General features: G+C 54.1%; 14 protein-coding genes. 5 read left to right on the forward strand and 9 right to left on the reverse strand.

The annotated features are described in order from the left end of the window. Window positions 1-77: 77 nt before the first annotated feature. Complete coding sequence (locus KTH_RS03610) at window positions 78-719, forward strand: pentapeptide repeat-containing protein (protein WP_497616481.1); 642 nt, start codon at window positions 78-80, stop codon at window positions 717-719. Between the two features lie 33 nt (window positions 720-752). Here the strand turns inward: KTH_RS03610 and KTH_RS03615 are convergent, their stop codons facing one another. The 3 genes from KTH_RS03615 to KTH_RS03625 form a co-directional block, all read right to left on the reverse strand. Then, on the reverse strand, window positions 753-2486 hold the full coding sequence (locus KTH_RS03615) for a peptide ABC transporter substrate-binding protein (protein ID WP_497616483.1): 1734 nt from the start codon (window positions 2484-2486) through the stop codon (window positions 753-755). 213 nt (window positions 2487-2699) lie between these two features. Then, window positions 2700-3923 carry an ammonium transporter gene (locus KTH_RS03620; RefSeq protein WP_371859990.1) on the reverse strand — a complete coding sequence of 408 codons (1224 nt, stop codon included), beginning with the start codon at window positions 3921-3923 and terminating at the stop codon, window positions 2700-2702. Window positions 3924-4525: 602 nt separating this feature from the next. After that, window positions 4526-5662 (reverse strand): sigma-70 family RNA polymerase sigma factor, encoded by a 1137-nt coding sequence (locus tag KTH_RS03625; protein ID WP_111323878.1) that lies wholly within the window; start codon window positions 5660-5662, stop codon window positions 4526-4528. Between the two features lie 477 nt (window positions 5663-6139). Between KTH_RS03625 and KTH_RS03630 the strand changes: the two genes are divergently transcribed. Beyond that, a complete protein-coding gene (locus KTH_RS03630) occupies window positions 6140-6631 on the forward strand; it encodes an NUDIX hydrolase (protein ID WP_111323877.1) in 492 nt (163 codons plus the stop codon). A gap of 19 nt (window positions 6632-6650) precedes the next feature. On the opposite strand, the gene KTH_RS03635 is transcribed toward KTH_RS03630, so the two are convergent. From KTH_RS03635 to KTH_RS03645, 3 genes are all read right to left on the reverse strand, one after another. Further along, window positions 6651-7130 carry a putative molybdenum carrier protein gene (locus KTH_RS03635; protein ID WP_211326227.1) on the reverse strand — a complete coding sequence of 160 codons (480 nt, stop codon included), beginning with the start codon at window positions 7128-7130 and terminating at the stop codon, window positions 6651-6653. 132 nt (window positions 7131-7262) lie between these two features. Beyond that, window positions 7263-7559 carry a GlsB/YeaQ/YmgE family stress response membrane protein gene (locus KTH_RS03640; protein WP_497616485.1) on the reverse strand — a complete coding sequence of 99 codons (297 nt, stop codon included), beginning with the start codon at window positions 7557-7559 and terminating at the stop codon, window positions 7263-7265. Between the two features lie 290 nt (window positions 7560-7849). Continuing rightward, the gene (locus KTH_RS03645; protein ID WP_497616487.1) at window positions 7850-8452 is read right to left on the reverse strand and encodes a PadR family transcriptional regulator; all 603 of its coding nucleotides are present in this window, start codon (window positions 8450-8452) and stop codon (window positions 7850-7852) included. A gap of 136 nt (window positions 8453-8588) precedes the next feature. Between KTH_RS03645 and KTH_RS03650 the strand changes: the two genes are divergently transcribed. The 3 genes from KTH_RS03650 to KTH_RS03660 all read left to right on the forward strand — a co-directional run bounded on the left by KTH_RS03650 (window position 8589) and on the right by KTH_RS03660 (window position 11555). Then, window positions 8589-8981 (forward strand): hypothetical protein, encoded by a 393-nt coding sequence (locus KTH_RS03650; RefSeq protein ID WP_497616489.1) that lies wholly within the window; start codon window positions 8589-8591, stop codon window positions 8979-8981. A 196-nt stretch (window positions 8982-9177) separates the two neighbouring features. Further along, entirely contained in the window at window positions 9178-10365 is a 1188-nt protein-coding gene (locus KTH_RS03655; RefSeq protein WP_497616490.1) for a hypothetical protein, read from the forward strand. A 152-nt stretch (window positions 10366-10517) separates the two neighbouring features. Next, on the forward strand, window positions 10518-11555 hold the full coding sequence (locus KTH_RS03660; RefSeq protein WP_497616492.1) for a DUF4097 family beta strand repeat-containing protein: 1038 nt from the start codon (window positions 10518-10520) through the stop codon (window positions 11553-11555). 53 nt (window positions 11556-11608) lie between these two features. On the opposite strand, the gene KTH_RS03665 is transcribed toward KTH_RS03660, so the two are convergent. The 3 genes from KTH_RS03665 to KTH_RS03675 all read right to left on the reverse strand — a co-directional run bounded on the left by KTH_RS03665 (window position 11609) and on the right by KTH_RS03675 (window position 14447). Next, complete coding sequence (locus tag KTH_RS03665; protein WP_497616494.1) at window positions 11609-12697, reverse strand: Gfo/Idh/MocA family protein; 1089 nt, start codon at window positions 12695-12697, stop codon at window positions 11609-11611. A gap of 14 nt (window positions 12698-12711) precedes the next feature. After that, window positions 12712-13536, reverse strand: coding sequence for a sugar phosphate isomerase/epimerase family protein (locus KTH_RS03670; protein WP_497616496.1), 825 nt, complete (start codon window positions 13534-13536; stop codon window positions 12712-12714). A gap of 161 nt (window positions 13537-13697) precedes the next feature. Further along, window positions 13698-14447, reverse strand: a complete 750-nt coding sequence (locus KTH_RS03675; protein ID WP_111323869.1) for a GntR family transcriptional regulator — start codon at window positions 14445-14447, stop codon at window positions 13698-13700. Between the last annotated feature and the right edge of the window lie 41 nt (window positions 14448-14488).

A 14488-nucleotide genomic window follows, 5' to 3' on the forward strand; every position in this document is an offset into this window, starting at 1 on the left:
AGGGGTCGGGTGCAAGTTCGCTTGCATCCGGCCTTTTTTTGTCCTATCCTGATGAGAAAACGAGGGGAGGTTCCCGCATGACGCTCCATTCACCTGTGATCCCGCCAAAGGCTCGCCTGCATCCCTGGGCTGCCGCGCAGTTGACGGCTCAGGAGAGGTATGAACAGATGCTGATCGAGGGGATGCGCTTTGATGGCCAGGACGCCCGCCTGCTCCATTTTGAGCAGACGCTGTGCCGGGATACCGGTTTTAGAGGTGTTGAGAGTGAGGGTATTCAACTGGTTGATTGCAGACTGGTTGATTGTGATCTGGCGAATGCTCGCTGGAGCAACGGCGGTCTGCATCGTGTCACGTTCCAGAAGTGCCGTATGACCGGTTTTATCGGTACAGAGAGCCTCTTTGAGGAGGTGCTGTTCCACGATTGCATGCTTGATCTGGCGCTGTTTCGCTATGCTGTCTTGCGTCATGTGCGCTTCAAAGACTGTTTATTGCAGGAGGCCGACTTACAGGGCGCGAAGCTCACCGATGTTCGGTTTGAGGGATGCTCGCTTGCGCAGGTGCAGTTGTCACAGAGCCGCTTGCGTGACGTCAATATCGCGGGCTGTGCGATTGACGGGCTACGCATCGGGATGAGCGAGGTCGCAGGATTGACGGTTGATCCGGCGCAGGCGCTCGCACTGGTTCAGCTTTTCGGGGTGAAAATAGAGTGGCCTGCATAATGCACGGCCACTCTACAAACGGTGGTGGTGGAATTACCGGTACCGACTGGCATCGGCACAGGGGGTCTCTGTGGAAATGTATATCTTCGACCAGTTATCGGGCGGAATCAGATCGAGCGCGTTGCGTTTGAAGCCAATCAAACAGGGCTTATGGACCGCGACCGACTTTGCCTGCTGGATCGGAATCCAGGCGGCTTCATCCACAAGCTGCTGTTCTGCCTGATTATACATCTGCATGCGTTTCGCGTTGTCATGCTCGTAGTCTGCTTTCTTCATCAATTCCTGATTTTGACGCTGTGCAGGTGTTTGCCCATAATTCCAGTAGTTATTGTTGGAACCGGCACCAAATTGCAGGGTCAGCCAATCCTGTGGATCGGGGTAGTCGGCCGACCATCCGCCCTGCCACATCATCATTCCTTTTGAGCTATTGATAGTGCTGTTCAGATTGCTCAGGAAGCGGTTCCAGTCGATGTTGTCAATCAGCACTTTGACCCCAAGCACGTTCTGCCACATCTGTTGTTCCGCTTCGACTGCCTGCTTGCCTGTACTGGTGCTATAGGTGGTTGTATATTTGATTTGCGGGAAGGTTGAGCGGGTGTAGCCTGCCTCTTTCATGCCCTCCTCGAAAAGTTGCTTTGCCTTTTTCTGATCGCCGCGTAGCGTGTCCACGCCCGCAGGCCCGGTGAGCTTCTCGTTATAGCCGGGCTGGCCTCTGGGGACAATATGATTTGTCGGGATGCCAGTGCCCTTCTGGATGTTGTCGACAATCTGTTCTTTGTCGAGGGCCAGAGCGAACGCCTGCCGAATCTTGATATTGTCAAAAGGTTTGGTCAGGTAGTTCATGGTGATGTAGTAGCCGGCAAGCTGCGGGTAATCCTCGAACTGCTTCTTGGGCAGATCCTGTGCCTGAGAGATCTTCTGTGGGGGCACATTGACGAAATCCACCTGATTACTCTGATAGGCGTTGTAGGCGGTGTCGTTGTTCTGATAGAAGGCGTGGACGATTTTCTTGAGTTGTGGCTTCTGCCCATAATAATAGGGGTTTGGCTCATAGATCGCCGTCTGCCCGCGTGTGTATTTGGACATGCTGAAGGGGCCGCTGCTGCCACCTTCGCCCACATGTTCGGTCCAGGAGTCCCCGTATTTATCGATCAACTTTTTGTTTACCACGGCAGACGTCGGGTAGGTCAGGGATTGCAGAAAGTATTGTGCTCTGGTGCCTGCAATGATCTTAACGGTCTGGGGGTCGGGAGCAAAGAGGCTGTGATTGATCAGGCTATTGAGTTTGCCTGCATTGAACTTGTCTGCGTCTTTAATCAAGCCCATATAGACCGTGGCAATAGACGACTTTGTTTTCGGATCGAGCGCCCGATTGATGCTATAGACCACATCTTCGGCGGTGAGCGGTGAGCCATCGCTGAATTTCAGGTTGGGTTTGAGCTTGAATGTATAGGTGGTGCCATCGGAAGCGACATCATAGCTCTGGGCAAGCTGTGGCTTGACGTTCAGGTCGTCGTCAAACGCTAATAGACCTGTATAGAGCAACTGAATGGCCTGGTTGGAGATAGTATCATTACCAAGCGCCGGATCGAGCGTTTTATAGTCATTGACGCCCGCAATGGGCATCACAAATACTTGCTTATCGTCGCTCGCTTTTTTCGTCGAGACCGACTGCTGTGTTGTGCCTCCGCAGGCTCCCAGAAGAAAAACCATGAGCAGGAGCGTAATTGGTGCAGCTTTTCTCAATGAAAACGTCTGTGGCTTCATATCAGACTGCTCCTTATGTGCAATACAGTGAATTTAAAATGCGCCCTCTATAACTATTGTAAAGGTCCCGGTATATATTGAATATAGCTGATAAAGAGGGTAGACAGGCGCTGCACATATGAGGCAGGCAGAAAAAAATCTCCTCCCCCGCGAAGAGCGAAGAGAGGAGATCCACCATCGGGCCGAAAAAGAGAGCTCGGAATTGAGAGGAGACTACAAACGATAGCCCTCTTCTCCGTGCACGGCCACATCCAGTCCGGCTTCTTCATCCTCGGGCGAGACGCGCAAGCCGAGCGGAGAAAGAAGCTTTAGCAGAATGAATGTGACGACAAACGCGTACACCATCGTGACAGCCACAGAGAGAAGCTGTATGCCGAGCTGTGTTGGATTACCGAAGAGCAGCCCGTTATTGCCCGCGCTGTTGATGACTTTCTCGGCGAAAATGCCGGTCAGCAGCGCTCCGACAACGCCTCCCATACCATGCGCCGCGCAGACATCCAGCGTGTCATCAATCTTTGTTTTCTTGCTGCGCAGGAGCAACATCACATAGGTGACGACGCCTGCGATAATGCCAATCGCGATACTTGCCATAGGGCCAACAAAGCCGCTTGCGGGCGTAATCGCGACCAGGCCACAGACCGCACCGGTTGCCGTTGCCATCGCACTTGGTTTGCGATGCTCAACCCAGCTCAGCAGCATCCAGGTCAAAGCGGAAGCCGCCGCTGCCGTATTCGTGACGACAAATGCATTTACAGCCAGCGCTCCGGCTGCCAGGGCGCTGCCAGCGTTAAAGCCAAACCAGCCAAACCAGAGGAGCGCGGTGCCGAGCAGCACAAAGGGCACGTTGTTCGAGGCGAGTGGTTGGCCCTGCTTGAAATCGCGGCGCTTCCCGATGACCAGCGCTGCCGCCAGACCGGCGAATCCGGCGCTAATATGAACGACGGTGCCGCCCGCGAAATCGAGCGCTCCCAGGTTGCGCAGCCAGCCGCCAACGCCCCAGACCCAGTGTGCGATAGGATCATAGACAAGCGTGCTCCACAGGATGACAAACAGAACCAGTGTACGGAAACGAATGCGTTCTGCGAAGGAGCCAATAATCAGGGTCGGGGTAATAATTGCGAAGGTTGCCTGAAACGCCATGAACGCCAGATGCGGAATGGTGCCTGCATAATCGGGATTAGGTGCGTAGCCCACGCCTGCCAGACCAAAGAAATTCAGGCTACCGATGATACCGCCGACGTCCTTGCCAAATACAAGACTATAGCCGAAAAGAACCCATTGAATGCTGACGATGCCGAGAATAAGCAGTGATTGCTTGATCACGCTGACGACGTTTTTGCTTGTGACCATGCCGCCATAGAAGAAGCCAACGGCGGGCGTCATCAGCATCACCAGCGCGGTCGCGATCATGACCCACGCCGTATCACCTGTGTTGATCGCGGAGCCAGGAGCGCCTGCTGATGCTCCCGCGAACAGTTTGGACAAAATGCCCACTGCAACCCCTACCGCTAGCGTCAGGATGACTGCCAGGCCAAACGAGCGGTAGACAGATTGTGATTGTGCCAGAGAGGTGGCCGGTTTTCTCGGTGTTTCAACTACTGCCATGTGTTACCCTCTTTGCTTCAACTTCTGAATACGCCTTTTGTTCCAGTTGACAAAACGGCAAAAGTTTTCCCTGTGCAGCACCATTGCCAGACAGGGAAAGCCTTTTGTTCAGGAGGACTGCTGATCCGCACACCAGCGGGCGAGAGGCATCGTCGCCGAGAAGTATACCGATACAATCGGTACACTTTGTGTACTCTGCACAAAACCACTGTATGAGTCTATTGTACTGAGCAGGGTAGGGGAAGGCATTGCAAAAAATGTATGAATTATTCGCAGGGTTTTCTGTGCAAACTGCACAATTGGCGGGGGTACAGGGAAAGAGCGTAAAGACAGGAAGCAACAGGAGGGAAGAACCTGCATGCCTTAAGGGGAGGGAGCCTCTGCGGAGCAGAGGCACGCTTCTCCTCCCCGGCGCATGCCTTGAGGGGAGGAGATTAGTCGAGGAAATCCTTTAGCTGCAAGCAGCTCTTTGAATGGCGCAGCTTCCTCAGTGCGCGTGCCTCGATCTGGCGTGCGCGCTCGCGTGACAGATGCAGCTCCTGTCCGATCTCTGCCAGCGTGCGGCTTCGACCATCAAGCAGACCGAATCGCTGCTGAATGACATAGCGCTCGCGGTCAGAGAGAATCGATAGCGCCGTATCGATCTGTTCGCGCAGTTGACGATGCGTTGTCACCTCGGTTGGAGATGGTGCAACGGAATCCTCCACAAAGTCACCAAGCTCGTTATCGCCTTCCTCACCAATTGGTGTTTCAAGGCTGATTGGCTGCTGGTTGGCCTTAATCAGATCCTGTACATGCTCGACGCTGGTGCCCATGCGAGAGGCGATCTCTTCAGCCGTCGGTTCGCGCCCGAGCTCCTGGAAGAGACGAGAGCTGACACGCATGGTGCGATTGATCGTCTCAACAAGGTGTACCGGGAGGCGAATCGTGCGACCCTGGTTGGCAATGGCGCGGCTGATAGCCTGCCGAATCCACCATGTTGCATAGGTGCTGAACTTAAAGCCCTTTGTGTAATCAAATTTCTCCGCTGCCAGCATCAGGCCGCTGTTGCCTTCCTGAATCAGGTCAAGCAGTGTCAGGCCGCGCCCCTTGTACTTTTTGGCGATGCTGACGACAAGACGCAGGTTGGCCTCGATCAGGCGGCGCTGTGCCTCTTCAGCCTGTGCCATGATATGGCGATCGGGTGCGGTCTTCAGCAGCTCGGCGCTCTCGCGCTCAAGGCGACCACGCTCCATCATCTGAGCAAGACGAATCTCTTCCTCTGCGGTCAGCAGCGGAGTGCGGCCCATCTCGCGCAGATACCAGCTCAGAGAATCATCAACGCCGGCTTCGACGCTGGCTGCAATCGCATCGGCATCCAGATGCGGGTTCAGCAGTTCATCATCGTCGATAAAGTCATCATCCTGCTCCTCATCCTCATCAAGCAGGACGTCGGCATCAAGGTCAAGCTGATCGTCATCGAGGTCGGTTGCCGTATCCTCGGTTGTTGTTGTTTCGAGAAGATCTATATCTGATGTAAGCATTGAACGCTTCTTCTGCTCTTTTGGCTTCTCAATGAAAGAAATTGCCATAAAAGTTCTCCTTAATTAGACAGCAAGAAAGACAATCATTCCTAAATACATAATCGAGGAAGGGTGGGTAAATAAATAGAGTATGACAATGGTACCATCAAAAGGCAACGATCATCTTTCTGTAAAGATGCTTCGTGTTTCTACTGTAGCCATACGGCCAGAACGTTAACCTGCTAACCAGACACAACACCTGCAAACTCTATATCCGTTCTTCCGGCTTACAAACCTTCCAGACAGGAGTAAGGAAGGACTAGAAAACGTATGGGTGAATGGTCGGCTGTCAGAGGAATGGACGCTGTTCTTCAGTGGCTCAAAAACAGGTTGTATTTTCGAGCCCCTTCGCTCCATCCATTATAACACATACGGCTAATTATATATTCCTGTAGAGAGAATAGGAAAAATTGGTTACCTTGCATCCCTGAGATCCCGAAAAACCTTCCAAAAGAGAGAAACGTTTTACCGCGCAAGGAGTCACATATGCAAGGACCTTTTTTTCTCTCGCTTCAGCAACAGGCAGAGGCTGAGGGCAAGATCTGTGTTGTTGGTGCCCTGATTCTTGATCGGCAGGGACGCATCTTTGCACAGCGTCGTAGCATGTCTCGACGGCTCTTCCCGGGCTGCTGGGACATGGTGGGAGGCCATGTCGAAACAGGCGAAACGCTCCTCGACGCGCTTCGACGCGAAATCCAGGAGGAAACTGGCTGGACCCTGGCCTCGGTTGTCTCCCTGATCGCTATTTCCGATTGGAACGTTGATGGTTGGCACCGCGAGTTCGATTTTTATGTTGAGGTAGAAGGCGATCTGACACACCCTGAACTGGAATGGAACAAACATACCGAATATCGCTGGCTGTCGGCTTCTGAGCTGGCTATCCTGGAAGAGAATCGCCGGCCCGCGTATCCCGGGTGGCAAGACATCGCTCGCAAAGCCATTGACGCCTGGGAAAGCCGCAGAAAAGAACAGGCGTAGCATGGCTTGTCTCGCTCGTTCAATGGGTCAACTGGTAGGCGCACTCCAGTACCTGCTGCACAAATGCGCCTATTGCGGGCTCCGTCGAGGCCCGAGGACCGGCAACATTCAAGCGCTGAATGTTGTAGGTCTGCAAGAAGGCAAGCAGGCGCGTGGCTGGATTCTGTTGTCTCTCTGTTTGATACAGATGCAGATATGGCCTCCGGTACTTTCTGGCTAGCCGGAGCGTCAGCAGGGTGCCCCCGGTCAGATGCGGAGAGAGCGAAAACAGGACGGTGCCATCTGAATCGCGCACGTTCCACTCGGTGCGTTGTGCATAGGAGGATGTCGGGGTTTCCTGAAGCTCATAGCGTGCATCCAGAGGGCCATCTTCGGCCAGACGACCGGCAGGACACCAGCCCCCATACGGAATATGGTGCGCCATTGCCCAGTCAAGTGCGGCCCGATCGGCGCCTGTTTGCCCTCCGGAAACAATATATGTTACTGTCCAGAATACCACAACAACGCTCCTTTTCTCTCTCTAGACATATTGTATCGCTTAACAGGAAGAAAAGGCAAGGGTGCGAAACGTGCAGAAAAAAAGGGCCACTCACCGAGAGCGGCCCTTCTGTTTCGACGAATGAGTTATCGTTTAGTACCGGCGCGCAAATCCGCCAGACACGGCACGCAGAATCGCGATCAGAACACATGCACCGATAAAGGCGATAATGATCGTACCAACGATGCCGCCCGCGCTAATGCCAAGCAGGCTGGCAAGGAAACCGCCTATAACCGCGCCGATGAGTCCAACGACGATATCACCGATAATCCCGTATCCGCCACCACGCATTACGAAGCTTGCCAGTGCACCAGCGATCAGACCAACAAGCAGCCACCAGAGAACATCTGTTAACGTAACTGCGGCTAAAACGGTTGCGATTGTCATCATAACGTATATACCTCCTTATATCGCAATCGGATGAACAAAGGAACTGATCTCCGATAGTGGTATATCCATTTTTCATCTTTCCTAAGAACGAGCGCCTTCAACCTCTTTTCGTTGTTTTCGTTCGTTCTCACAATGTGCTTACTGCTATTTGTACGATGTGGTGAGAAAGACCGTTTCACAAAAATCGCCTTTTTTTGGGGGAAATCGCAGTCCTCAGTATCTCTTAACCTGATCTTAAGCTTTTTTAACGTTTCGCAGGAGCACTTGAAGCGGCTCGTGAGGCGGAGGGATCAGTCTTCTTGCTCTTGCTCGATGGTTGCTTGCGCTTCCTGTAACCAGTTCAAATAGGTTTTTTCTAACGCGATAGCAAAGCGCGTAATCAGGCGAAAATAGATGTCTGGCTCGGCGGGTGCGGCGTATGGATCGGGGCGACCACTGGGCTGGTGGGGCTGGTTTGCCGGTGGAATCAGGCTGGCGTTCTGGCGATGGGCAAGCAGGCGCTGTTCATGGAAGCGAATACCCTCGCGTATGTTGGCGAGCAAGGCTTCAGGTGAGCCAAAAGAGCCAAAAAGCAGCTTGAGCAACAGTTCATCGCGCAACTGAAAGAAGGTCGGCGGCTGCGTTTGCCAGTGTGCAAGTGCTTCTCGACCGGCTTCAGTCATCGAGTAGATCTTGCGGTCGGGTCTGCTTTCCTGCTCTTCGCGCTGCATCTCGACCCAACCGAGTTCTTGCATGCGCTTGAGCTCCTTGTAGATCTGGCTCTGGGTGGCTCCCCACATTGGCGAGAGAATATGGTCAAACATGCGTTTGAGGTCATAGCCAGTCATGGGCCCACAGAAGGCCAGCAGACCAAGCACACCATAGGTTATCGGGTACGCTTCCGGGCGCTCCATCTCTTTCATCTCCCCTGTTCTGATTGTAGCTTATGCTATCACGCCGCCTGTTTTCTTGACAAGATCCTCTGCTTTGTTGTATATGAAGTTATATGTCTTGAAGTCATATGACATGAAAACAGAGGAGTGAAAACCAATGCGTTTTGTTCGTGGTGTGTTTCTTGCAGCGGGAATATATGGCTTGTTGTTGTGTGGCTCGCTCATGTTCGCCGAAGGTCTGATCAATACGATGACGCCACCCGCGCTCACTCATCCAGAGTATTTCTATGGATTTTTGAGTATCATGGCGATGTTTCAAATCCTGTTTTTGCTCATCGCGAAAGATCCGCAGCGCTATCGGTCTCTCATGCCGCTTGCGATGACCGAGAAGTGGGCTTATATGCTTGTTCTTGCGCTGCTTTTTGCCCTGCAACGTCTCCCGGCCTCGGTGTTGATTTTCGGGCTGATTGATGCCCTGCTTGGCGTTCTGTTTCTGGTCGCTTTTTTGAAACTGCCTGCCCGAACTCTTTCTGAACAGCCTGTTTTGTGAGAAGATAGGAGGATGGGGTAGCGTCACCCCAGAAAGCCATCTATGAGCCGCGGGGAAGCCTGCTCGCTTCTCCCGGCTGACATGCGCGTGAACCGCCGTAGCCAGATCTTCCCGGGAAACATGGGTGATAACGGTCGCTCATCCTTCAGGGAAGAGGCAGAATTCCTATGCTTTGAGTGGGGAGGTGTTATTTTTTATGCATACTCTGCGTACTTGTGCTATTTATGGGCGAACAAAACTGCTCCATTGCTGCATGCTGTTGCTGCTCTTGAGCTTGCTGGCTGCCTGTGGTGGGTTTCCTGGCGAGGGCGCTGCGGTGGGACAAACCCCCGAACAGGGTGGCGACAATCCTGGCTCCTCGCCTGATTATGTGACGCAGCAGGTAGGTCCGCTAACCTCTATTTTGATGATCGATGCCACGCAGGGCTGGGCGTTGACCAAAGATGCCATTCTAAAGACGACGGATGGTGGTATACACTGGATGAATGTCTCACCTGCTGGCACGAAGGCCGGAGACTACTCGATCGCGAAAGGCACATTTAAAAGCGTGTTGCAGGGTTGGGTCGCAAGCGTCAGAGAGGATCAGGTGCGAGTTGAGCGGACCGACGATGGTGGTAAGAGCTGGAAAGGCGTGACGCTGGCGGCGAGCGCTCCCAAAACGGTTGACGCGCCTGCGTTTCTGGATAATCAAACTGGCTGGCTGACTGTGATGGGAGCTCCCGAGAAGGGGAATCAGCCGGTTGAGCTGTTCGCGACCACTGACGGGGGCATGCATTGGAAGAAGATTGCTCGCTCCGGGGAAAAGAATAGTCTTCCCAAAGAAGGACTGAAAACAGGTATTACCTTCAAAGATGAGATGACCGGCTTTCTGACGCTTTCGGCTTCCTCTGGAAGCTCGAAAGATCCGGGCCTCCTGGTGACACGTGATGGAGGCGCGACCTGGAAGAAAATGCCTTCTCCGTCGCTTCCTTCAGATCTCAAGAAGGTATCATCGCTCGGGATGATGCCGCCTGTGTTCTTCGGTGTGCTTGGGTTTCTTCCGGTACGGGTTGCGACCGATGATGGCAAGTATCATACGCTCATCTACCGGACAAGTGATGGCGGCGGCCAGTGGATTGCGACCAGTCCGCTTCAGATTACTGCTGGTGCGGTTTTTGTGCTTGATCCCTATCATCTGTGGGCTGTCGATAGTCAGACGAATCAGTGGTACAGCACTGTTGATGGAGGCGCGAACTGGAATCAGGGGCCGACCGCGCCTGCAACGATCCGCGAGATCAGCTTTATTGATGCCCGGCACGGCTGGTCGCTTACTGATACCGAACTGTTGCATACGGAAGATGGAGGTGTGACCTGGAAACCGCTTCAGTATACGATGATGCGCTGATTTTCCGGAAAGAAAAAGCGGCTCTTGCCCTGTGCGGAGCCGCTTTTTGCTGCCTGATGATTTACTACTCAACCGTCAGACGTTCGTATAGAGTTTGTCTTTGTATTAAGATAGAGTGATCGTGTTTTCGAGAATAGGAAAGGGAGATACTGATGAGCGGGCAGAATGCCATGTTTCCCCAGGAAAACATCTCGCGGCAACAGAATACTGATCCTCGTGAGCAGCGGAGTACTGCATACGATGCCTATAGTGAAGGGGTGCGTCTGGAGCCGGGAGCCGAGCAGTTTCACGAAACCTTGTCGATGGGGGAAAAGGTCAATCCGCCTCAAACCTCGTTCTGGCGGTGGGTGATTATTGCTGTTGTTTGTATTATGGTTGCTTCTTTTCTCTGGAATGTTCTGAGTGCTATTTTCGGCTCTCTTCTGGCTCTTCTGGGTATTGCTGCCGCTTTTATCGGAGTCAGTCAGCTTTTCGTGCGAGCGATCCCTGATGAGCCGCGCCGTTTTGCGGTACAGGAGCGGGCTCGTCTGGTGTTGCGGAACCCGGTTGGTAGCACGCGGATTCGCCGGGGGAACGTCTCTGAGGTTGAGATCAAGGCGGTACGCTATGTGAATGGCTGGCTCGGAAAAGATCAGGAGGGTGCCATTGAGTATACCCAGGAAGGGGATACCATCAGGGTGACTGTCCAGAGTCGGTATCGCTGGTCGCCTCTGGGAGGCTTGCGCAATGCCAACTTTGAAATTGTCGTGCCAGATAGCAGCGATCTCCAGATTGAAAGCAATGTTGGCCCGATCACGATTGAGGAGGTCAACGGAATCTTCCAGTTGAAGACGAACACCGGCCCGATCAATGTGCGCCGGGCAACGCTGGGAAGCGGTTCCTCCCTTGTCACAAATGTTGGGCCGGTTGAGGTCAGGCAGGCCAATTTGACGGGGAACGTGAACGTGCGCAGTGATGTGGGTCCGGTGAACTTTCATGGTGTGCTGGAACCGCATGGCTCGTATCGTTTTGCCTCATCTGCTGGCCCTGTGGCGGTGGCGGTGGCGGGCAATCCGGCCTTGCAGATCAAGGCGAAGACAGATGCAGGCCCGATCAATAATCAGTTCGGAGCGACAGAGGTTGGTCCCGCTCCTCGTGCGCTGCTAGAGGTGCAAACGAATCTCGGGCCGATCGATATTCGGAAGGGCTAAGCAGAGACATCCGTCACCGGTGGCCAGGTGGCGGATGTTTTTTCTGTTGCTCTTCAGGAAGGCTTTGAGCGCAGGCGCAGGCTTTCGAGCAGCTCTATATAGTGCGCTCGATCCAGCGGCAGGGTCACTTCGTGCTGCCTCCGGCCTGAATAGATGATAGCGTTGGCAAGTTCCAGCGACATGCGCCCCTGAATCCCCGCATTGAGCAGATCCTGCTGTCTGATTGCCTGTTGAAACGCTCGATAGACTGCTGTATGGCCTCCCTGGCCGGTGGGAAGATCGAGGTGAAGCGGCTGTGCAGCAGGAGCACCGAACGGATCCTGACAGGTCGCAATATAGCTGTCTACATCCTGTTCCAGTGTCTCTACCATGAGCTGACCCCGGCTCAATTCAAGCCGTCCCCGCGTCCCGACCAGCTTGAGCCGTTCTGCGACATCGGCTTCAGCGGTGCTGAGGTGCAGAAAGCCAAGCGTTCCTTCAGACCATTCAAGGAGCGCCTGAGCTGTATCTTCGACCTCAATTGCATGCTTGCGGGTGCGGGTCCAGGCGATGAGGCGCTCGGGCAGGCCAAGCAGGTAACAGAGCAGATCGAGATGGTGAATCCCTTGATTCATCAGGACACCGCCGCCCTCGCCTGCCCAGGTGCCACGCCAGGGCGCCTGCTGATAGTAGCTTGCGGGGCGCGGCCATGAGGCAGTAAGCTCGACGCGTGTGATGGAGCCGAGCTGCCTTTCTTGAAGCAGTCGTGCGATTGCCTGGATCTCTGGGCGGTAACGATGCTGAAATACAACCCAGAGTAAACGTTTACTTTCGGCGGCAGCGGCGATCATTGCGTCTGCCTCGCTAATATGGACTGCCATCGGTTTTTCGACCAGTACGTGACATCCTGCCCGCAAACAGGCGATGCTGATTTCAGCATGGAGCGGATGGGGGGTCAGCACGACCGCGACATCAGGCTGAACCTCGGTTAGCATGGTGCGGTAGTCGGTATAGAGGGGACAGTGGAGTTCGGCGGCGCGAGCGTGTCCACGCTGCTCGTCTGGCTCAGCAATTGCAACAATCTGGATCTCCGGGTGTTGTAGGCCCGGGCGGTGCGCGGAAAAGACCTGAGCGCCAGCGCCGATAATGACATACCGTTGCACAAATTCCTCCTGCTTTACAGTTCGATCTCTGCCTGCTGACAGAGCGTACGAAGGGCTGCCAGCGATTCGCAGGTTGCGAGTTCCGGGCCGCCTGTCGGGTGCTGATAATGCGTTTCCAGCGAGAGGACGCCTGTATAGCCGTCTGCTGCCAGGGCGCGAAGCTGGTCTTCATAGGCAATCGTGCCGCTTCCCATCTTGACGAAGTGCTGCTCGTGGTCAACATCCTTGAGATGGACGTGTACAACGCGCTCGCGCACGCATTGATAGCCGTGCGGGTAGGGTTGAGAGCCGAGTTTTGCTTCATTGCCGGGATCCCAGATCACGCCGAAGGCTCGTGAGGGGATGCGCTGAAGCAAGGGCGCTGTCTCCGCGCCGGTGCCGAGGTTGCATTCGTGCTCGTTCTCCAGCGCCAGTGTGACGCCGGCTTCCTCTGCTCGTCTGGTTGCCTCCACCAGCAGGGAAGCGAGTTTTTCCTGGACGCTTGCTGGATTGGGAAGCCGCCAGAAAGAGAACGTGCGTACCAGCGGAGCTTGAAACAGGTGGGCAAGCTCAAGTGAGCGCTCAAAGATCGCCCATTGCGTCTCCTCACTATCAAACTCGGAGCGTGACCCGTTCAGCCAGAAGTGGCACTTGAGGAACGGGGAGGCGATGCAACATACCTGCATTCCGGCTTGATCCAGAGCGGCCTTGATGCGTTTGAGGCTGTTTCCATCGTGGAAGACAATGTTGTGGCCGTCGATGCTGCGAAGTTCTACCGTATTCACCTCAAGTTCACGGCAGACCTGAAGGGCGTGTGTGAGATCCTGCGCAATCTCGTCGGTGATGATTGCAAGACGCATAAGCAAGTATATCCCTTCTTCATGCGGATAGAAAACATTTACTGCCTGTGTACAGTGTAAAAGCCTGCGGCGCGCTCTGTCAAGCAAGCGGCGAAGAAGGGAACGAGCGACAGGAGAGAAACAAGCCCTCTTGCCGCTCTCTACCACCATTCTGATAGCAACTATTTCGATATCAATTGTTCGCGATGGAGGTGCGCGTAGAAGGTATACTTGTGACCGCTATAGATCGAGGCCGCGTACTCGATTGGCTGCTTGCGCTCGGTATATGTTGTACGACGAATGTAGAGGACGGGACTACCGACCGCAATGCGCAACAGGCGGGCCTCTTCTGAGCCTACCAGCCCGGCTTCAAGCTCCTGATCGGCTTCAAGGGGTGGGTATCCGTATTTCGTTTCAAGCAGGTAATAGAGAGAATAGTTGTTCAGGTCATCTTCAAGCAGCTTTTCGCAGCCAATAAAGGACACGAACGAGGTTTCCAGCGCCAGTGGGTCATCATCGGCCATGCGGAGTCGATGGAGGCGGAAAACCTTATCTCCGGGTCGAATATGCAGATGTGCGGCCACTGTCTCATCTGCGGGCCAGAGACGAGCTGAGAGGACCTTTGTGCCAGGTTTATAGCCGCGTGCTCGCATATCCTCATTAAAGCCTGTCAGCTTTGTCAGTTGCTGCGTGATGCGGTTGCGGCTCACAAACGTGCCACGCCCCTGTTCGCGATAGAACAGGCCTTCATTGACCAGCTCTGTGATTGCCTGGCGGGCGGTCATGCGGCTGATGCCATACTGTTCACTTAATTCGCGCTCAGAAGGAATCAGGTCGCCCGGCTTCCATTCGCCCGAGAGAATCTTTTCCCGCATGATCTCTTTAAGCTGGTAATACCTGGGAAGCGGACTGTTTCTAAAAATGGTGTTCATAGTATCTGGTATCCATCCCATCTGGTGGTGCAGCTAAAGCT

The organism is Thermosporothrix sp. COM3 (assembly GCF_059696735.1).